Origin of the sequence: Streptomyces sp. NPDC052701 (assembly GCF_040678355.1) — a bacterium.
Lineage (GTDB): Bacteria > Actinomycetota > Actinomycetes > Streptomycetales > Streptomycetaceae > Streptomyces.
This window is the reverse complement of record NZ_JBFATO010000044.1, coordinates 41,021-58,907: the sequence shown is the minus strand read 5'-3', so window position 1 is coordinate 58,907 and position 17,887 is coordinate 41,021. Positions and strand designations below refer to the sequence as shown.

At 73.5% G+C, this 17,887-nt stretch carries 14 protein-coding genes, 5 tRNA genes and 1 riboswitch; of the genes, 10 read left to right on the top strand and 9 right to left on the bottom strand.

From position 1 onward, the window contains the following. The first annotated feature begins 398 nt into the window (after nt 1-398). Nucleotides 399-1,217, top strand: a complete 819-nt coding sequence (gene trmB / locus AB0L29_RS32025) for a tRNA (guanosine(46)-N7)-methyltransferase TrmB (RefSeq protein ID WP_365832212.1) — start codon at nt 399-401, stop codon at nt 1,215-1,217. A 204-nt stretch (nt 1,218-1,421) separates the two neighbouring features. Beyond that, nucleotides 1,422-2,708, top strand: coding sequence for a PrsW family intramembrane metalloprotease (locus tag AB0L29_RS32020; protein WP_365832218.1), 1,287 nt, complete (start codon nt 1,422-1,424; stop codon nt 2,706-2,708). A 152-nt stretch (nt 2,709-2,860) separates the two neighbouring features. Here the strand turns inward: AB0L29_RS32020 and AB0L29_RS32015 are convergent, their stop codons facing one another. The 3 genes from AB0L29_RS32015 to AB0L29_RS32005 form a co-directional block, all read right to left on the bottom strand. Beyond that, entirely contained in the window at nt 2,861-3,886 is a 1,026-nt protein-coding gene (locus tag AB0L29_RS32015) for a M23 family metallopeptidase (protein ID WP_365832210.1), read from the bottom strand. A gap of 12 nt (nt 3,887-3,898) precedes the next feature. Beyond that, nucleotides 3,899-4,056, bottom strand: a riboswitch (cyclic di-AMP (ydaO/yuaA leader). 333 nt (nt 4,057-4,389) lie between these two features. Next, a tRNA-Met gene (locus AB0L29_RS32010) sits at nt 4,390-4,463 on the bottom strand. A 100-nt stretch (nt 4,464-4,563) separates the two neighbouring features. Then, nucleotides 4,564-5,694, bottom strand: coding sequence for a dihydrofolate reductase family protein (locus AB0L29_RS32005; RefSeq protein WP_365832208.1), 1,131 nt, complete (start codon nt 5,692-5,694; stop codon nt 4,564-4,566). Nucleotides 5,695-5,808: 114 nt separating this feature from the next. On the opposite strand from AB0L29_RS32005, the gene AB0L29_RS32000 reads away from it, so the two are divergent. The 3 genes from AB0L29_RS32000 (at nt 5,809) to AB0L29_RS31990 (ending at nt 9,111) form a co-directional block, all read left to right on the top strand. Continuing rightward, nucleotides 5,809-6,324 (top strand): MarR family transcriptional regulator, encoded by a 516-nt coding sequence (locus AB0L29_RS32000; protein ID WP_365832206.1) that lies wholly within the window; start codon nt 5,809-5,811, stop codon nt 6,322-6,324. A gap of 162 nt (nt 6,325-6,486) precedes the next feature. After that, nucleotides 6,487-7,185 (top strand): GTP cyclohydrolase II, encoded by a 699-nt coding sequence (gene ribA, locus AB0L29_RS31995; RefSeq protein ID WP_365832204.1) that lies wholly within the window; start codon nt 6,487-6,489, stop codon nt 7,183-7,185. A gap of 708 nt (nt 7,186-7,893) precedes the next feature. Continuing rightward, nucleotides 7,894-9,111 carry a cation:proton antiporter gene (locus AB0L29_RS31990; protein WP_365832202.1) on the top strand — a complete coding sequence of 406 codons (1,218 nt, stop codon included), beginning with the start codon at nt 7,894-7,896 and terminating at the stop codon, nt 9,109-9,111. Between the two features lie 135 nt (nt 9,112-9,246). Here AB0L29_RS31990 and AB0L29_RS31985 read toward each other — a convergent pair whose 3' ends face one another. After that, nucleotides 9,247-9,717 carry a TrkA C-terminal domain-containing protein gene (locus AB0L29_RS31985; protein ID WP_365832200.1) on the bottom strand — a complete coding sequence of 157 codons (471 nt, stop codon included), beginning with the start codon at nt 9,715-9,717 and terminating at the stop codon, nt 9,247-9,249. Nucleotides 9,718-9,914: 197 nt separating this feature from the next. Here AB0L29_RS31985 and AB0L29_RS31980 point away from each other — a divergent pair, with 197 nt between their 5' ends. Further along, nucleotides 9,915-10,358, top strand: coding sequence for a hypothetical protein (locus AB0L29_RS31980; protein ID WP_365832198.1), 444 nt, complete (start codon nt 9,915-9,917; stop codon nt 10,356-10,358). A 136-nt stretch (nt 10,359-10,494) separates the two neighbouring features. Here the strand turns inward: AB0L29_RS31980 and AB0L29_RS31975 are convergent. The 5 genes from AB0L29_RS31975 to AB0L29_RS31955 form a co-directional block, all read right to left on the bottom strand. Beyond that, nucleotides 10,495-10,567, bottom strand: a tRNA-Lys gene (locus AB0L29_RS31975). Between the two features lie 130 nt (nt 10,568-10,697). Next, nucleotides 10,698-12,242: an amino acid permease gene (locus tag AB0L29_RS31970; protein ID WP_365832196.1), complete on the bottom strand. Its 1,545-nt coding sequence runs from the start codon at nt 12,240-12,242 to the stop codon at nt 10,698-10,700. A 149-nt stretch (nt 12,243-12,391) separates the two neighbouring features. Further along, nucleotides 12,392-14,575, bottom strand: a complete 2,184-nt coding sequence (locus tag AB0L29_RS31965; protein WP_365832194.1) for a DEAD/DEAH box helicase — start codon at nt 14,573-14,575, stop codon at nt 12,392-12,394. Between the two features lie 272 nt (nt 14,576-14,847). Continuing rightward, a complete protein-coding gene (locus tag AB0L29_RS31960) occupies nt 14,848-15,396 on the bottom strand; it encodes a hypothetical protein (RefSeq protein ID WP_365832192.1) in 549 nt (182 codons plus the stop codon). 83 nt (nt 15,397-15,479) lie between these two features. Then, a complete protein-coding gene (locus tag AB0L29_RS31955) occupies nt 15,480-15,830 on the bottom strand; it encodes a metallopeptidase family protein (protein ID WP_043502155.1) in 351 nt (116 codons plus the stop codon). Nucleotides 15,831-15,914: 84 nt separating this feature from the next. On the opposite strand from AB0L29_RS31955, the gene AB0L29_RS31950 reads away from it, so the two are divergent. The 4 genes from AB0L29_RS31950 (at nt 15,915) to AB0L29_RS31935 (ending at nt 17,881) form a co-directional block, all read left to right on the top strand. Continuing rightward, nucleotides 15,915-17,495: a metallophosphoesterase gene (locus AB0L29_RS31950; protein ID WP_365832190.1), complete on the top strand. Its 1,581-nt coding sequence runs from the start codon at nt 15,915-15,917 to the stop codon at nt 17,493-17,495. Between the two features lie 80 nt (nt 17,496-17,575). After that, nucleotides 17,576-17,648, top strand: a tRNA-Glu gene (locus tag AB0L29_RS31945). Between the two features lie 60 nt (nt 17,649-17,708). After that, a tRNA-Asp gene (locus tag AB0L29_RS31940) sits at nt 17,709-17,783 on the top strand. A 24-nt stretch (nt 17,784-17,807) separates the two neighbouring features. Then, nucleotides 17,808-17,881: transfer RNA gene (locus AB0L29_RS31935), tRNA-Phe, on the top strand. Nucleotides 17,882-17,887: the final 6 nt, after the last annotated feature.

The window sequence follows — 17,887 nt, the reverse complement described above, 5'->3', positions numbered from 1 at the left end:
ACGGGCCGCCGCAGGCACACCGGCCAGGCAGCAGGCGGCACGCCCGCTCCGCCCGCAGACCCACGGGCCTTCCGCCGCACGCCCACGGGCCGCCGCAGGCACACCGGCCAGGCAGCAGGCGGCACGCCCGCTCCGCCCGCAGACCCACGGGCCTTCCGCCGCACGCCCACGGGCCGCCGCAGGCACACCGGCCAGGCAGCAGGCGGCACGCCCGCTCCGCCCGCAGACCCACGGGCCTTCCGCCGCACGCCCACGGGCCGCCGCAGGCACACCGGCCAGGCAGCAGGCGGCACGCCCGCTCCGCCCGCAGACCCACGGGCCTTCCGCCGCACGCCCACGGGCCGCCGTAGGCACACCGGCCCGCCGGGGCACGGGCCCGCCGTAAAATCGACCTCACTGTGACTGACTCCGTAAACACCCCCGAAGCCCCCCGGTCCACCCCCGGCACGTCCGTTCGGCACGCCCGGGCGAAAGGGGAGCCGCGTTTCCCGGACGGGCCGAAGGCCGATCCCGCCGGGTCGCACTTCGAGCGGCGGATCCGGAGTTTCCAGCCCCGCCGGAGCCGGGTCACCGCGGGTCAGGCGGACGCGTTGCAGCGGCTGTGGCCCCAGTGGGGGTTCGACATCGACGGGCACCGGCGCCTGGACCTCGCCGAGCTGTTCGGGAACGGCAACCCCGTCGTCTTGGAGATCGGCTTCGGCATGGGCGAGGCCACCGCGCAGATGGCCGCCGCCGACCCCGGCACCAACATCCTCGCCGTCGACGTCCACACCCCCGGCCAGGGCAACCTCCTCAACCTCGCCGACCGGGGCGGTCTGACCAACATCCGCGTGGGCAACGGCGACGCCATCATCCTGCTGCGCGAGATGCTCGCCCCCGACTCCCTCGACGGCCTGCGCGTCTACTTCCCCGACCCCTGGCCCAAGAAGCGCCACCACAAGCGCCGGCTCATCCAGCCCGCCTTCCTGACGCTGGCCGCGTCCCGCCTCAGGCCGGGCGCGATCGTGCACTGCGCGACCGATTGGGAACCGTACGCCGAACAGATGCTCGAGGTGCTCACGGCGCACCCCGACTTCGAGAACACCCAGGCGGGCGGCGGTTTCGCGCCACGTCCCGACTTCCGTCCACTGACCCGTTTCGAGGGGCAGGGACTGGACAAGGGACATGTCGTGAACGACCTGCTCTTCCGTCGCGTACAGCACCCCGTACAGCACTAGGCACCGTCACGGGCGGTGCCCCTCCCTCGTTAGGGTCGAGCCGTGGCCACCCGTCCCCCGTACCCGTCGCACCCCAGCGGCCCCGACAGCGGCACACTCCCCGACGCCACGTCCGCAGACGCCACGCCCGCAGACGGCGCGCCCGGCCGCGGGACACCTGCCCGAGGCGCGCCGCGCCCCGCGCACTGGTGGCAGTGGGCCTGGGTGCGGTACGGGGCCCTGAGCGCGCTCCTCGCGCTCTGCGGGCTCGTCATCCTCGCCCTGGTCCGCGAGGAGACCGGCACCGAGGGCTTCCTGGTCGGGCTCGGCCTCTCCGTCCTGCCCGTCCCCCTGCTCATAGCCGCCTTCCGCTGGCTGGACCGGGTCGAGCCCGGTCCCTGGCGGAATCTGCTGTTCTCCTTCGCGTGGGGCGCCTGCGCGGCGGCCCTGATCGCCATCGTCGCCAACAGTTTCGCGACCAGGTGGATAGCGACGGCCACCGCGGACCCCTCCGGCGCCGACGCCCTCGGCGCGACCGTCATAGCCCCCGTCGTCGAGGAGACCGCGAAGGCCACCGCCGTCCTGCTGGTCTTCCTCTTCCGCAGACGCGACTTCACCGGTGTCCTCGACGGGGTGGTGATCGCCGGGGTCACCGCCACCGGCTTCGCCTTCACCGAGAACATCCTGTACCTCGGCACCGCCTTCGGCACCGACCAGCTCACCGGCGACCGGGGCATCGCCTCCGTCACGGCGGCGACCTTCTTCGTGCGCGTCGTCCTGTCGCCGTTCGCGCACCCGCTGTTCACCGTCCTCACGGGCATCGGTTTCGGCGTCGCCGCGCTCGCGACGGAGCGGCAGCGCGTACGGCGCCTGCTGCCGCCGCCGGCCGGGCTGCTGCTGGCGATGGGCATGCACGCGCTGTGGAACGGCTCGTCGACGCTCGGCGAGTACGGCTTCTTCGCGGTGTACGCGGCGTTCATGATGCCGGCGTTCGGGGTGCTGACCTGGCTGGTGATCTGGACGCGGCAGCGCGAGCTGAGGACCGTGCGGGACGAGCTGCCCGCGTACGCGGCGGCCGGGTGGCTGACGCCGGCCGAGCCGTTCGCGCTCGGCTCGATGCGGGCGCGGCGGATCGCCCGGCGGTACGCCCGGCGCCACGCCGGGAGACGGGCGGCGCGGGCGGTGACGGAGTACGAGGCGTACGCCACCTCGCTGGCGTTCCTGCGCCACCGCGGTCGCCGGGGCGGGGCGGGCGCCGACTTCGTCCCCCGGGAGAGGGAGCTGCTGCACGAGCTGTGGAGCCGGCGGGACGCGGCCCGCCCGGCGCTGGACCACGCGGCCCGGATCGTGGCTCCGCCGGTGCCGGTGGCCGTACCTCGCTGGCCGGTGCACGGGGCGTACGGGACGCACGGAGCGTATGGAATGCACGGGCCGTACGGGATGCACGGGGCGTACGGGGCGTACGGTCACCCGGGGATGCCGTACCCCGCGTACAACCCGTACCGCTCCTGAACCAGGCCCGGGCCGACGCCTCCGTCGGCCCGCGGACCTCGTCCCCCGTGAGCCGCGGTTCCGCCACCGCCGGCCGGCAGCCCTGACGTCGGGGGGACGTCGTCAGGACCGCCGGGGTCCGGGTCCGGGGACGGAGGGGCGGGCGGAGGACGTCAGGGGTTGAGGCCCTTGCTGCGCAGCCAGGCCAGCGGATCCACCCCGTTGGCGGAGCCGGCCGGATGGACCTCCATGTGGAGGTGGGCCCCGGTGACGTTGCCCGTGGCGCCGACGCGGCCGATGACGTCGCCGGTGTTGACCTTCTGGCCGACGCTGACGCTGATGGAGGACTGGTGGGCGTACCAGATCTCCGTGCCGTCGTCGAGGGTGAGCACGGTCTTGTAGCCGTAGGACCCGTCCCAGCCGGCCGAGGTGATCGTGCCGCTGTGGACGGCCTTGAGGAGGGTGCCGGTGGGCGCGGCGAAGTCCAGGCCGGTGTGGTAGCCGGAGGACCAGTAGGCACCGGCCTGACCGAACGTGGAGGTGATGGTGTACGAGGAGGTCGGCAGCGCGTACTGCTTGGCCAACTGGGCGAGCCGCTCGGCCTCGGCCTTCTTGCGGGCCTCCTCCTCCGCCTTCGCCTTGGCGGCGGCGGCCTTGGCCTCGGCCTCCTTCTCCGCCTTGGCGGCGGCTTCCGCGGCGGCCTTCTCGGCGGCGGCCACGGCCTCGGCGGCGGCCTTGCTCTCGAGCTGGTCCTGCTGCTGCTCGGCCTGGGCCATGATGCGGGCGCGCAGCGCCTCGCCGGCGTCGGCGGCGCCCTGCGCGGTGTCCGCGGAGGTCACGCCGACGCTGCTGAGCGGGGTGGCGGGCTCCTCGGGGGTTTCCTCGTCGGAGATGAGGGAACCCACGTTGGGAAGGTCCGGCATGGAGATGGACACCGGCGGCTTGCCGGTCTGGGCGCTGGCCATGCCGCCCGCGCCGACGGCCGCTATGACGCCGACACCGAGGACGGTGGAGCTGCGGGCGAGCCCGCCGCGCTGCTTGGCGACGCGATGCCGACCGCGTACGGGGCGGATGGACTCCTCGGTGGGGTTCCACTCCTCGAACGGGCCCTCGTCGGTGCGGTGACCGCCGTAGCCGAAGGTGTCGGTGCGCTCGCTCGGCACGAACGGGGCCGCGGGGGCAGGCCGGTTGGACGCCACGTAGGCGTACTCCTTTCCTTCCGTCTCCGCCTACCGGGTTAGCTGACGGGTTCGGAGCAGGAAGGTCTCCTACGCGCGTATACCGGCCGTGCTGCCACGGCGGTATCCGCTCGATTCACCCCAAAGTGGTGGTTCCCCGGTTCCCTTGCGGGATTCGGCGCGTGCGCACGGAGCCGCCTCGTGTGACGGCTGGGACGACCGCGCTGCGTTATCGAACGTTAATGTACGCAGGGCACGGATTCCAAGCCGTTCCGCTTGATCGTTAGCGATTTTCGCGAGGACTTACCCGCCACCACCGGGGCGAATCGGGCGAGTTGACCCCGCCTCAAACCACCCATACATTCTGACGGTACGTCAGTCCTCATGCGGAGTGAGGCGATTCGGTCACGTGGCGTGACAAAGGTCAGGGGTTCACGCCGGACCCTGCCCCGATTCCGCGCATGGAAAACATTCCGGAAACACTCAGGGCCGGAACTCGATGAGTTCCGGCCCTGGGCCTTCAGTAGCGGGGACAGGATTTGAACCTGCGACCTCTGGGTTATGAGCCCAGCGAGCTACCGAGCTGCTCCACCCCGCGTCGGTATGACACCAGTGTACGCCATGCGCGGGACGGCGAGCGCACACATGACCGCCCGCCGCCCCTCACCAGCCGTTCCCGGCGCCGAATGTGGCGCCCGTCACCCCAGCAGGTGACGGTTCGGGGCCTTGGCCCGCTCCTCCAACTCCGGCAGTACGACGACCTCGGCGCCCCCCGCCGCGAGCACCCCGCTCCCGTCGGCCCCGGTCACGAACGTGTCGGGCTCGCGCCAGGCCGTGACGACCCGGCGCACGCCCGCGTCCAGGATCAGCCGGGCGCACGGCGCGGGCCGGGACGCCCGCCGGGCGCACGGCTCCAGGCTGCTGTAGAGCGTCGCGGTGGCCAGGCGCGGATCGGTCGGGTCGGCCTTCGCCAGTGCCGCCTCCTCGGCGTGCGCCACCGGATCCCCGCCCTCCCGCGAGTGGCCCCGGGCCAGCTCGGTGCCGTCGGCCGCCACCACCACCGCGCCCACGCTGAACGCGGTCCCGGAGGGCGGGCACCGGTCCGCCAGCTCGCAGGCGAGGGCGAGCCAGCGGTGGTCCGCGGCGGACGGCAGGGGGCCGGTGCCGGGGGCGGTGGGCTCGTAGCGCATGAGGACGACGTCCCCGACCGGCCGCGTCTCGACGAGGCGCAGACGGCCGCCCTGGTAGCCGCCCGGGCCGAAGAGCCGGGGCGCGTCGGGGTCACCCACGAAGAGCGGGGCGAGGACGAGCTGGAGCTCGTCGGCCAGGCCCTGGGTGAGGAGCTGGGTGTGGACCTGCCCGCCGCCCTCGACCATGAGCCGCCGTACGCCGCGCACGTCGTGCAGGTGTGTCAGGAGGCGTCGCCAGTCGAGCTCGGCGCCGAGCGGGACGACGTCGGCCGCGACGCCGAGGGCATGGGCCCGTTCGGCGCCCGCGTCCGTGGTGTAGAGGACCTTCTCGCCGCCCGTGTGCCAGAACCGGGCCGTCGGGTCGAGGTCGCCGGAGCCGCTCACGGTGACCTTCAGCGGGTACTCGGGGCGGCCCTCGGCGATCCGGGCGGCGCGCCGCTCGGGCGAGTTGACCAGCAGCCGGGGGTTGTCGGCGCGGATGGTCCCGGCGCCGACCAGGATCGCGTCGACCGAGGCCCGCACCTCGTCGACCCGGTCGAAGTCGGCCGGCCCGGAGAGCAGCAGGCGCTCGGGGCCGGTGTCGTCCAGGTAGCCGTCGAGGGAGACGGCGGCGGACAGCAGGACGTACGGGTGGGGCATCGACGCGCTCCCTCGGGGTCGGTCCCGGCGGCGGGCTGGGTGCGCGGTCCCGGCTGCGGTGGTCCCGGCCGCGACACGCTTGGTTCAAGTTTGAAACAAACCTACACTGGCGGCATGACGATCCGCTGGCTCACCCCCGAGGAGCAGCGCGCCTGGCGCGCGTACCTCGCCGCCTCGCTGCTCCTGGAGGACGCCGTCGACCGGCAGCTCCAGCAGGACGCCGGCATGCCGCACCTGTACTACTCCGTCCTGGCCACCTTGTCGGAGGCCCCGGGGCAGCGGCTGCGGATGACCGACCTGGCCGAGCGGCTGAAGATCACGCGCAGCCGGCTGACGTACGCGGTCGCGCGGCTGGAGAGGGACGGCGCGGTGCGGCGCGAGGCGTGCGCCTCCGACGGGCGCGGCAGCATCGCCACGTTGACCGACGCGGGCCGGGCGGTGCTGGAGCGGGCCGCTCCCGGGCACGTGGCGACCGTGCGGGCCGCCCTGTTCGACCACCTGACGACGGAGCAGGTCGGACAGCTGGAGGAGATCTGCACCGGGATCGCGCGGGCGCTCCAGGAAGGCGGCGGCCGGTCGGCGGCCGACGAAGTGCCGTGGCGCCGCAGGTCCTCGACGTCCTGCTCGTGACGTCGGTCACTTCCCCGCCGCCCCGGAGCGGCTTCGGCGTTGCTTCAACTTTCAAGCGGAGAGTAGAGTCCCGGCTGTGGATCTGATTCAAAACTGAAGCAGATTCCGGTGCGGCCGGGCCGACGGCCGCGCCGCCGAACGGAACGGACCCCGGAGGCCCGCATGCCCGACTTCCCCGCCGCCACCCCGCGCGCCCGCGTCCGGGTCCCGCTGCGCTTCCACGACGGCTACCGCGTCGACGCCGACCTGGTCACCTTCCACGGTCTCGTCGACGGCCGGGAGCACCTGGCCGTCGTTCTCGGCGAGCCGGGTCCCGTCCCGCTGGTGCGGCTGCACTCCGAGTGCCTGACCGGCGACGTCCTCGGATCGGCCCGCTGCGACTGCGGCCCGCAGCTGCGCGAGGCCGTCGAGCGCATCGCCGACCGCGGCGGGGTCCTGCTCTACCTCCGCCAGGAGGGCCGCGGCATCGGCCTCTACAACAAGCTCGACGCGTACGCGCTCCAGGACCAGGGCCTGGACACGTACGAGGCGAACGCGGCCCTGGGACTCCCGGAGGACGCCCGCGACTACACGGCGGCGGCCCAGATGCTCCACGCCCTGGGCGTCGGCGAGGTGGACCTCCTCTCCAACAACCCCGACAAGGCGGACCAGTTGCGCGCCCTGGACATCGCGGTCCGCGACCACGTCCCGACGGGCGTCTTCACCACCACCCACAATGTCCGCTACCTGCGCGCGAAGGTCCTCCGGACCCGGCACACCCTGCCGCTCGCGGAGCTCACGGACCTCACGGAACTGACGGACCTCACGGGCCTGACGGAACGGACGGACCTCACGGAGCTGACGGAGCGGACGGCGGGCTGAGGCTGGGCCTCCCGCCGCCCCTCTGCGGCCCTCCCGCCGAGGGGCGAGGAGGCGGTGCGGACCCGGCCGGGGCGGTGCCGGGCCCGGCCGGCCGCGCGAGCCGTGGTCCGTCCGGCCCCGCGAGCCGTGGTCCGTCCGGCCCCGCGGCCTGCGGTCCTCACAACCCCGCGGCCTCGGCGATCCCCCGTGGCCCCCCGGGCCGCCGGTGCCGCGGCGCCCACCCGCCCCGGCACCGGCGGGTGACCCGAACGCCTTCCTCATATGATCATCACTTTTTCCATGCGCTAGAATTTTTATACAGGACACTTATGCTCTGTTGAGCACATATGCGCTCACATGCCGAGCGATGGGATGGATCCTGTTCCGGGCCGACGTGAGGGGGCGTGCATGAGTCGAGTCATCCGCGTGCGCGTCGACAACGCGGCCCGCGACGGCGTTCCCGATACCGGCTGCGCCGGCCCCGGCGGCCGCCCCCGGCAGCGCTGACGCGCACGCGCTCCCGCCGAGCGGCACGGCTCGGCACCACGCGCCCGCTTCTCCACCGCCCTCCGGAACACGCGCCGCACGCGACCGGCCCGAGGCGGACATCCGCACCCCGCACACCCGTAACGGCACCCACGGCCCGCCGACGCCGCGTCCCCACGGCCGGCAGGTACCCGCGAAGGCACAGACGCCGCCACCGCACCCGACAACGGAGGTCAGACGCCCGTGCACGACACCACCGCCATGCTCATCGAACTCGGGGCGCTCATCCTCGGCCTCGGGCTCCTGGGCCGCCTCGCCGGACGGGTCGGCTTCTCGCCCATCCCCCTGTACCTGCTCGCCGGGCTCGCCTTCGGCCAGGGCGGCATCCTGCCGCTGCGGGCCAGCGAGGAGTTCGTCGCCACGGGCGCCGAGATCGGCGTCATCCTCCTGCTGCTCCTGCTGGGCCTGGAGTACAGCGCCTCCGAACTCGTCACCACGCTCAGGACCCAGTACCCCTCCGGGGCGGTCGACTTCGTCCTCAACGCCGCGCCCGGCGCGCTGGCCGCGCTGCTGCTGGGCTGGGGCCCGGTGGCCGCCGTCGCGCTGGCCGGCGTCACCTGGATCTCCTCGTCCGGGGTGATCGCCAAGGTCCTCGGCGACCTGCGCCGGCTCGGCAACCGCGAAACCCCGGTCGTCCTCGGCGTACTGGTCCTGGAGGACCTGGCCATGGCCGTCTACCTGCCGATCCTCACCGCCCTGCTGGCCGGGGTGAGCCTGGCGGGCGGCGCCGTGACCCTGCTGATCTCGCTCGGCACCGTCGGCGCCGTCCTGTACGTCGCCCTGCGCCACGGCCGCCTGGTCAGCCGCGCGGTCTCCTCCGACAACGCCGAGATGCTGCTGCTGGTGGTGCTGGGCCTGACCCTGCTGGTCGCGGGGCTCGCGCAGCAACTGCAGGTCTCGGCGGCCGTGGGCGCGTTCCTGGTCGGCATCGCGCTGTCGGGCGAGGTCGCCGAGGGCGCCAGCAACCTCCTCACGCCGCTGCGGGACCTGTTCGCCGCGGTCTTCTTCGTCTTCTTCGGCCTGAACACCGACCCCGCCCGGATCCCGCCGGTGCTGCTTCCCGCGCTCGCCCTCGCCGTCGTCACCGCCCTGACGAAGATCGCCACCGGTTACTGGGCCGCCCGCCGGGCCGGCATCTCGGCCAAGGGGCGTTGGCGGGCCGGCGGAACCCTGGTCGCCCGCGGCGAGTTCTCGATCGTCATCGCCGGGCTCGCCGTCGGCGCCGAACCGCGCATCGGCCCGCTGGCCACGGCGTACGTCCTGATCCTGGTCGTCCTCGGCCCGCTCACCGCCCGCTGGACCGAGCCCCTCGCCCACCGGTTCGCGCGCCGCCCGTCGCGCGGAGCGCCGCGGGCCGCCGCACCGGCCGAGCCGGCGGAAACCGCGCACGCCGGAAGCTGAGACGCGGACCGCTCCCGCCGGAACCCGGCCCGCGGACGCACACGCCGGAACCCGGCCCCGCGGACCGCACGCGCACACCGGACCCCGGCCCACGGACCGCGCACGCCGCCACCCGCCCACGGGAGAGTCAGGTGCTCACTCCCGGCCGAGGATCCCGGCGGCCGCCTCCACGCCCTCCCGGGTGCCGATGACGATCAGGGTGTCACCGCCGGCGAGCCGGAAGTCGGGCCCGGGGGAGGGGATCGCCCCGGCCCGGCGCAGGACGGCGACGATCGACACGCCCGTCTCCGTACGCATCCGCGTGTCACCCAGCAGCCGCCCGTTCCAGTGCGAGGTGGCGGGGAGTTCGATCCGCTCCGCCACCAGGCCCAGCTCGGTGGTCGACAGCAGGCTCGGACTGTGGTGCGTGGGCATCAGGGCGTCGATGAGGCTCTCCGCCTCCCCCGAGGTCAGCCGCACCGACAGGGCGCAGGCGTCCGGATCGTCCTCACGGTAGGCGCTCAGCGTCCGCGAACCGTCCCGGTGGGCCACGACCGAGAGGCGGCGCTGCTCCCGCGTGGTCAGGTCGTAGCGGACCCCGAGCCCCGGCAACGGCGTCCTGCTCATGCGCGCGGCACCCACGGTCGTCTCCCTGTCTGCCTGTCCGTCGGCCTGTCCGTCCGCCGGCCTGCCTGTCCGCCGGCCTGTCTGCCTGTCTCGATCGACTGTTCCCCCGAAAAGCCGTCGGTGCCACCCTAACGAGCACCCGGAACCGGCCCGTCACCGCCGGCCGGCACGGGAACGGACCGGAAGGAAGCCTCAGCATGATCGAGTGGGTGTCCCTCGGCACCGGGTCCCGGCCGGTCCCCCGGCCCGTCGCCACCCCGTTGGTCTGGGCCGGGGCCTTCGGCGGCGCGCCGGTGCTGGTGGCACTCCTCAACACCGTGGCGGGACCGGACCACCCGGCCCTCGCCCTGGCCGCGCTGTCGCTGCTGGCCGCCCTGCTGGGCCTGTCCGCGCGCTTCACCGCCGCCCCCGGCACGGCCGTGCTGTGCTGGCTGTTCCTCAACGGCTTCGCCGTCCCGCCGGCGGGCACCCTCACCTGGGCCGCCCCCCGTGACGCGTTCTGGCTCACCTGTCTGCTCGCGGCGGCCCTCACCGGCACCACCCTGTCCCGCCTGGTCCACGCCCGCGCCGCCTACCGGCGCGTGAGCGCGGGCGGCGCCGGAGGGACCGGGCGGCCGGACGAAGGACCCCGCCCGCCCTGAGCCCAACCGGTCCGAGGACCTGGGGAAGTGACGGCCCGTGCGGTCCCCGGCCCCGGCACGACGACGGCGTCCGGGCCGGCCGAAGCCGGCCCGGACGCCGCGCGGCGGGGAGGGCGCGGAGCCCGCCCGCGAGCCGTAGGCCCTGTGGGACTCGAACCCACAACCAATGGATTAAAAGTCCACTGCTCTGCCAATTGAGCTAAGGGCCCAGGCGATGTTGCCTACCCGAGCATAGCCGGAGGAGGCCGGGTCTCCGATCGGGTATCGGGACGCGGCCGCGCCGGGCGGGCCGAAGAGTCCGTGCGGAGGGCCGGTTTCGCGCCAGGCGCGGCCGGGAGGTCACGGGTCCGCCGGCTCCGGCGCCCCCGCGCGTGCCGCTTCCCGGGCCCGGGTACGCGCGTGGCCGGGGTCGAGGAACCAGTGGCGGGCCGAGGCCAGCCACCAGGTCGCGGCGAAGCCGAGGACGACCAGGACGGCGACCGGGGCATAGTTGAAGGTCTCCCAGGTGACGGGGGAGGTCTGGGGCAGCATGAAGAGGACCGTGATGACTCCGACCCACCCCACCGACACCACGCCCACCGTCCGCGACCAGCGGCCCAGGTGCCACGGCCCCCGTTCGAAGGCCTCGCCCCTGCGCAGCCGCAGCAGGGTCGGGATGACGTACGCGATGTACAGGCCGATCACGGCGATCGACGTGACCGCCGCGTAGGCCGTCTCGTTGATCAGGTACGGCAGGCCCAGGACGAGCGCGCCCAGGGCCGCGAGCCACACGGCCGCCACCGGGGTGCGGGTGCGCGGGCCGACCGTGTGCCACAGCCGCGAGAACGGCAGCGCCCCGTCCCGGGAAAACGCGTAGATCATGCGGCTGTTGGCCGTCACCGACGCCATCCCGCAGAACAGCTGTGCCCCGATCACCACCAGCAGCAGCAGCTTCCCGGCGGTCGCGCCGAGCGCGTCGAGCAGGATCTGGGCCGGCGGCACGCCGGTCGGGGACGTCAGGGCGCCCTCGTACGACTGGATCGCGAAGGTGAAGCCCAGCAGCAGGACGAAGCCCGCGATCCAGGACGTCCAGATGGAGCGGACGATCCCCTTCGGGCCGGCCGTCGACGCGTCGCGGGTCTCCTCCGTCAGGTGGGCGGAGGCGTCGTAGCCGGTGAAGGTGTACTGGGCCATCAGCAGGCCCAGCAGCACCACGTACACCCCACTCCCCCAGCCCGTGTTGTTCACGAACTCGCCGAAGACGAAGGACGCCGGCCGGTGCCGGTCGGGGACGAAGGCCAGCGCGCCGACGATCACGGCCACGCCCAGGACGTGCCACCACACGCTGACGCTGTTGAGCAGGCCGACGATCCGCACGCCGAAGGTGTTCAGCAGGCCGTGCAGCAGGAGGATCCCGGCGAAGAGCAGCACCGTGCGGCCGGGGGTGACCTCGAAGCCGAACTGGAGGTTCAGGTACGCGCCAAGGAAGGACGCCGCGCCGAAGTCGATGCCCGCCGTCACCGCCACCTGGCCGAGCACGTTGAACCAGCCGGTGAACCACGCCCAGGCGGCGGCCGTGCGCGGCGGCGCCAGCCGGTGCGCCCAGAAGTACAGACCCGCCGAGGTCGGGTACGCCGAGCAGATCTCGGCCATGGACAGGCCGACGAACAGGGTCATCAGGCCGACGGCGACCCAGCCCCAGGTGATCACGGCCGGCCCGCCCGTGTTCATCCCGAACAGGTACAGCGTCAGGCAGCCGGACAGGACCGAGATGATCGTGAAGGAGACCGCGTAGTTGGAGAACGCCGACATGCGCCGGGCGAGGACCTGCGTGTAACCGAGCTGGGCCAGCCGCTCTTCGTCCGAGAGCTCCGACGGCCCGCCCGCTCTCGCGTCATCTGCCATGTCCCCAGCGATTCCCTCACCGAGGGTATGACATGCGTCACAGGAGGGCGGGAAGGGCGGTGGACGGCGCCGCGTGCCCGTGCCGGACGGGAAAACGCCGTGGCCCCCGTCCGGGAGACGGGGGCCACGGCGCTCACGGCTCGAGCGTGTCAGCCGTTGCGCTTCCAGCGCGGCTTGTCCTCGCGGCGGCCGAAGGAGCCGCCGGCACGGTGGTCGTCACGGCGGCCGTACGGCCGGTCGTGCCCACCGGTGCGCAGGCCCGGGCGGTCGTCGCGACGGTCCCGGTTGAAGGGACGGTCGCTGCCGCGGTGCCCACCGCGCTCGTCCCGGCGGAAGCCGCCGCGGTCGCGGTCGCGGTTGAAGCCGCCCCGGTCGTCGCGGCGCTCGAAGGAACGCCCGCCGCGGTCGCGGTCGAAGGAACGCTCGCGGTCGAAGGAACGGCCGCCGCGCTCACCACCGCGGTCGCCCCGGTCGTCGCGCCGGAAACCGCCGCGCTCGCCGCGCTCGCCCCGGTCGTCCCTGCGGAAGCCCCGGTCGTTGTCGCGGCGCTCGTAGCCGCGGTCGCGGTCGCGGTCGAAGGAACGGCCGCCACGGTCACCGCGGTCACCGCGGTCACCGCGGTCGTCGCGCCGGAAACCGCCGCGGTCGCCGTCCCGGCGGTCGAAGCCGCGGTCGCGGTCGCGGTTGAAGCCGCCCCGGTCGTCGCGGCGCTCGAAGGAACGCCCGCCCCGCTCGCGGTCGAAGGAACGCCCGCCGCGGTCACCGCGGTCACCGCGGTCGTCCCGCCGCTCACGCCGCTCGTACGGCGCCGAGGCCTCCGTACGCTCCTCGCGCCCGCCCGGCTCGACGTCCTGCGCGGTCGGCTGCGCCGGCACCGACACCTCGGCGTCGGCCGGGGCCTCCACGGCCTCCCCGGTCTCCCCGGCCTGGACGGCGACGGGGACCTCGCCCCGCTCGCGCGCGACCCGCGCCAGCAGCCGGTCGGCCTCCTCGCGCAGCTCGGCCGCGCGGCGCTGGGCCCGCTCCAGCTCCTTGGTGAGCTGGGCGACCTCGCGCTCGGCCTGCTGCGCCGCGTTGCCCACGGACTCGGCCTGGACCTCGGTCATCGACCGGGCACCGGTGATCTCGGCGACCTCCGGGTCGAAGGCGCCGGCGCCCTGGATGATGTGGCGCGTGGCGTCGACGCCCGCGTCCTCCATCAGCCGGAAGATCTGGCGCCGCTGGTGCGGCAGGGAGAGGGAGACCACCGTGCCGGTGCGGCCGGCGCGCGCCGTGCGGCCCGCGCGGTGCAGGTAGTCCTTGTGGTCGCCGGCCGGGTCGACGTTCAGGACGAGGTCGATGCCGTCGACGTGGATGCCGCGCGCGGCGACGTCGGTGGCGACGAGGACGTTGACGTAGCCGTCCTTGAAGTCGGCCAGCGTCCGGGTCCGGGCGCCCTGGGTCATGCCGCCGTGCAGCGCCTCGGCCTTCACGCCGGCCTCGCGCAGCTGGTCGGCGACGCGGTCGGCGCCCAGCTGGGTGCGCACGAAGATGATGGTGCGGCCCTTGCGGGAGGCGATGGCCGCGGTGACCGGCGCCTTGTCCTTGGGCTTCACGACGAGGATGTGGTGCGACATGGTCGTCACCGCGCCCTGCGCCGCGTCGACCTCGTGCGAGGCCGGGTCCTTCAGGTACCGGTCGACCAGGGTCTTGATCTCGTTCTCCATGGTCGCGGAGAACAGCATCCGCTGGCCGCCCGCCGGGACCTGGTCGAGCAGCTCGGTGACCTCGGGCAGGAAGCCCAGGTCGGACATCTGGTCGGCCTCGTCGAGGACGGTGATCTCGACGTTCTCCAGGGAGCAGGCGCCGCGGTTGATGATGTCGCGCAGCCGGCCCGGGGTGGCGACCAGCACGTCGACGCCCTTCTCCAGGGCGTAGATCTGGTTGCCCATGGAGGTGCCGCCGCACACCACCTTCATCTTCAGCCCGAGGACGTCGCCGTACGGCTGGAGCGCGTCGGCGACCTGCATGGCGAGCTCACGCGTCGGCGTGAGGATGACGGCCCGCGGCTTGTGCTTCTCGGTGCGGCCGCCGGCGAGCTGGGCCAGGGTCGGCAGGCCGAAGGAGAGGGTCTTTCCGGAGCCGGTGCGGCCGCGGCCGAGGATGTCCTTGCCGGCCAGGGCGTCCGGGATGGTCGCGGCCTGGATCGGGAAGGGGGTGGTCACGCCGTTCTGGGCGAGCTTGCGCACGACGCCCTCGGGCAGGCCGAGGTCCGCGAAGGTGATCTCGGCGGCCTCGGGGGTGTCCTCGGTGCTCTCGGGCACGACGACGTGATCAGTACTGGTGATGGACATGCGAATGCGAAACCTTCCGGAGTCGTCTCGTCGGCACGCGCCCGTCAACTCCGTGATTCGCGATTCGCAATACGACCGCCTCGATGCGGTCCACCACGGCAAAGGAGAGTACGCGCCACACGGCGCGCTCTGCGTTGGCGCCGGGCAAATGGGATCAAACGATCTGCCACCATACGCACTCCGGGTCCACAAAAGCAAACCGAGCCGCATGACAGCAGGGGGACAGGTGGAACAGTCTCCCACACCAACACGTCCGGCCGCCCGCCCATTCCCTACACCGGCGATCCCGCCTCCGGCGCCGGTTCGCGCCGGGCGAGCTGCGGCCCCGGCGGTTCGTGCGCCGACGACGACGGCTCGGGCGCCGTCGGCTCCGGTGAGGCGCTCGGCCCGGGAGGCGTCGGTGTGGGCTCCGGCTCGGCCGGACGGGTGGGGCTCGGCGGGGCCGGACGCTCGGGCGTCGGCCCGGCGGGCCCGCCCGGCTTGTCGTCCGCGGGCGCCGGCCCGCTCACCACGGCGGACGGCGGCGCGTCCGGCGACGCCGCCCCGCCCTTGCCTTTGCCCTTGTCCTTGCGGCCCTTGCCTTTGCCCTTCCCCTTGCCCTCGCCGCGCCCGTGCCCGCCGTCCGCCGCCGCGTCGTGCCCGGCGTCCCCGCCCGGCAGGCCCGGCCCGCCGTCCGGCGCCGCGCCGCCCCGTCGCCCGGCGGAGTGCGAGGGCTTGGCGCTCCCGCCCGCGCCGTCCTCACCCACGCTCATGCAGCCGGCGGCGGCGGCGACGGCCACGACCGTGGCGGCCAGGCGGACGGGTACGTACAAGGGGCGCACGGGGCACCTCCGGGAGCCGGTGATGAGTCAACGTGCCCAACTCCCGCCACCCGCAGGAGGACACGCGCCCCGTCCCGCCGGGCTCAGCCGTACCCGAGGGCGTGCAGCCGCGCGTCGTCGATGCCGAAGTGGTGCGCGATCTCGTGCACCACGGTGATCTCCGTCTCCGCGACGACGTCCTCCCGCGACTCGCACATCCGCAGGGTCGGCCCCCGGTAGATGGTGATCCGGTCCGGCAGCACCCCGGCGTACCACTCGCCGCGCTCGGTCAGCGGAGTCCCCTCGTACAGTCCGAGCAGCTCGGGATCGTCCGCCGGCGGCTCGTCCTCGACGAACACCGCGACGTTGTCCATCAGCCGCGTCAGCTCCGGCGGAATCCGGTCGAGCGCCTCGGCGACCAGCTCCTCGAACTCCTCGCGCGTCATCTCCAGCACAGGCCCATTGTCGGGTACGACACAGCTGCGCGAGAGCCGCCGGGCACCCGCATATCCGCCCTCGCACTTGGGCATACGGGACCAATGGCCCGCGTCCCCGCCGCAGTCCGGAAGGTCATGAACGTCTCGCACCGCGTCCGCAGGGTCCCGCGCGCCCTCCCCCGCCCCCGCTCCCGCCGGGCACCGGCGAGTGCCGGGCTCGTGCCGCAGCCGCGTCCCTGGGTCCGCGCCCTCGGCCTCGTCGCCGTGGTGCTGGCGGGCGCCTGGCTGGGTCTGCTGATCGTGGGAAACGTGCGGGTCCCGGTGGGCCCCATGAACACCACGATGACCCTGCGCCCGTCCCTCACCGGCGGCACGAAGATCAACATTTCGCCGCTCGGGGCGCTGCAACTGGACAGCCACGTCGCCCCCGTCCGCCTCGACGTGAACGTCGACCAGCTCGACCCGGCCCGCGCCCAGGCCCTGGTCGACCACCCCGAACGCCTCTCGGGCCTGCAGGACGAGGTCACCCGGGACGTCGGCCGCGGCACCCTCGACCTCGCCGTGCGCTCCTGCGTCGCCGTCGTCTCCGGCGCCACCGCCCTCGGCCTCGCCGTCTACCGCCGCCCGCGCCGCGCCCTGGGGGCCGGCGGCCTGGCCCTCGCCCTGCTGGCGGCCTCGGGCGGCACGGCGTACGCCACCTGGCGGCCCGACTCGGTCCTGGAGCCGAAGTTCTCGGGCCTGCTGTCCTCCGCGCCCTCCCTGGTCGGTGACGCCCGCAGCATCGTCACCGAGTTCGACGCCTACCAGAAGGAGCTGGCGCGCCTGGTGACCAACGTGACGAAGCTGTACGACGCCACGTCCACGCTGCCCGCCTATCAGCCCGACCCGACCACGATCCGGGTCCTGCACGTCTCGGACATCCATCTGAACCCGGCGAGCTGGAAGATCATCGCCTCGCTGGTGGAGCAGTACAAGGTGGACGTGATCGTCGACTCCGGCGACACGATGGACCACGGCACGGCCGCCGAGAACGGCTTCCTGGACCCGATCGAGGACCTCGGCGCCCCGTACGTCTGGGTGCGCGGCAACCACGACTCGATGGTCACCCAGCGCTATCTGGAGGGCCTGAAGAACGTGCACGTCCTGGACGACGGCCGGGCGAAGACGATCAATGGGCTGCGTTTCGCGGGCATCGGCGACCCGCAGTTCACCCCCGACCGCTCCCGGCAGCCCGGGGCCGAGTCGTCCCAGGAGCTGGCGGGCGCCCGCCTGGCCTCGGCCCTGCGCGACCAGCGGGCCGCCGGCGAACCGGTCGACATCGCCGTCGCCCACGAACCCTCGGCGGCCCGCCAGGTCGACGGCGAGGTGCCGCTGGTGCTGGCCGGCCATCTGCACCACGAGGAGATGGAGGTCATGAGGTACGGCACCCGGCTGCGCGTCGAGGGCTCCACGGGCGGCAGCGGCCTGCGCGCGGTCGAGGACGAGGACCCGGACCCCATCGAGGCGTCGGTCCTCTACCTCGACCGCGACACCCGCAGGCTGCAGGCCTGGGACGCGATCGAACTGGGCGGGCTCGGCCTGACGACCGCCGAGGTCAGCCGCCACCTCGCGGAGGAGAACCAGCCCGGTGCGGGGACCCCGTCCGCCACCCCGTCGACGACCTCCCCGACCGGTTCCCCGTAAACCGTTTTGGCGATCCCTCCCGCCATCCCATATGCTTCTCACGTCCCCGACGCGCTGAGAAGCGCCCAGGCGGGCCGATAGCCCTCATCGTCTAGCGGCCTAGGACGCCGCCCTTTCAAGGCGGTAGCACGGGTTCGAATCCCGTTGGGGGCACGCATCACCGTATGCGACACTGTCCTAGGCGTCAGTCGAAGACAAGCGCAGACACCACTTGGTCCTGTGGAGCAGTTTGGAGTGCTCGCCACCCTGTCAAGGTGGAGGCCGCGGGTTCAAATCCCGTCAGGACCGCTGAGGTTTCACGTGAAACCTCGTGGCTGGGTAGCTCAGTTGGTACGAGCGTCCGCCTGAAAAGCGGAAGGTCGCCGGTTCGACCCCGGCCCCAGCCACTCAGT

Excerpts from the sequence above, each read along its gene's own strand:
- AB0L29_RS32005 (WP_365832208.1), bottom strand. The coding sequence starts at position 5,694 with ATGCCCCACCCGTACGTCCTGCTGTCCGCCGCCGTCTCCCTCGACGGC.
- AB0L29_RS31980 (WP_365832198.1), top strand. The coding sequence starts at position 9,915 with ATGATCGAGTGGGTGTCCCTCGGCACCGGGTCCCGGCCGGTCCCCCGG.
- AB0L29_RS31985 (WP_365832200.1), bottom strand. The coding sequence starts at position 9,717 with ATGAGCAGGACGCCGTTGCCGGGGCTCGGGGTCCGCTACGACCTGACC.
- ribA (WP_365832204.1), top strand. The coding sequence starts at position 6,487 with ATGCCCGACTTCCCCGCCGCCACCCCGCGCGCCCGCGTCCGGGTCCCG.
- AB0L29_RS31970 (WP_365832196.1), bottom strand. The coding sequence starts at position 12,242 with ATGGCAGATGACGCGAGAGCGGGCGGGCCGTCGGAGCTCTCGGACGAA.
- AB0L29_RS32000 (WP_365832206.1), top strand. The coding sequence starts at position 5,809 with ATGACGATCCGCTGGCTCACCCCCGAGGAGCAGCGCGCCTGGCGCGCG.
- AB0L29_RS31965 (WP_365832194.1), bottom strand. The coding sequence starts at position 14,575 with ATGTCCATCACCAGTACTGATCACGTCGTCGTGCCCGAGAGCACCGAG.
- AB0L29_RS31950 (WP_365832190.1), top strand. The coding sequence starts at position 15,915 with ATGGCCCGCGTCCCCGCCGCAGTCCGGAAGGTCATGAACGTCTCGCAC.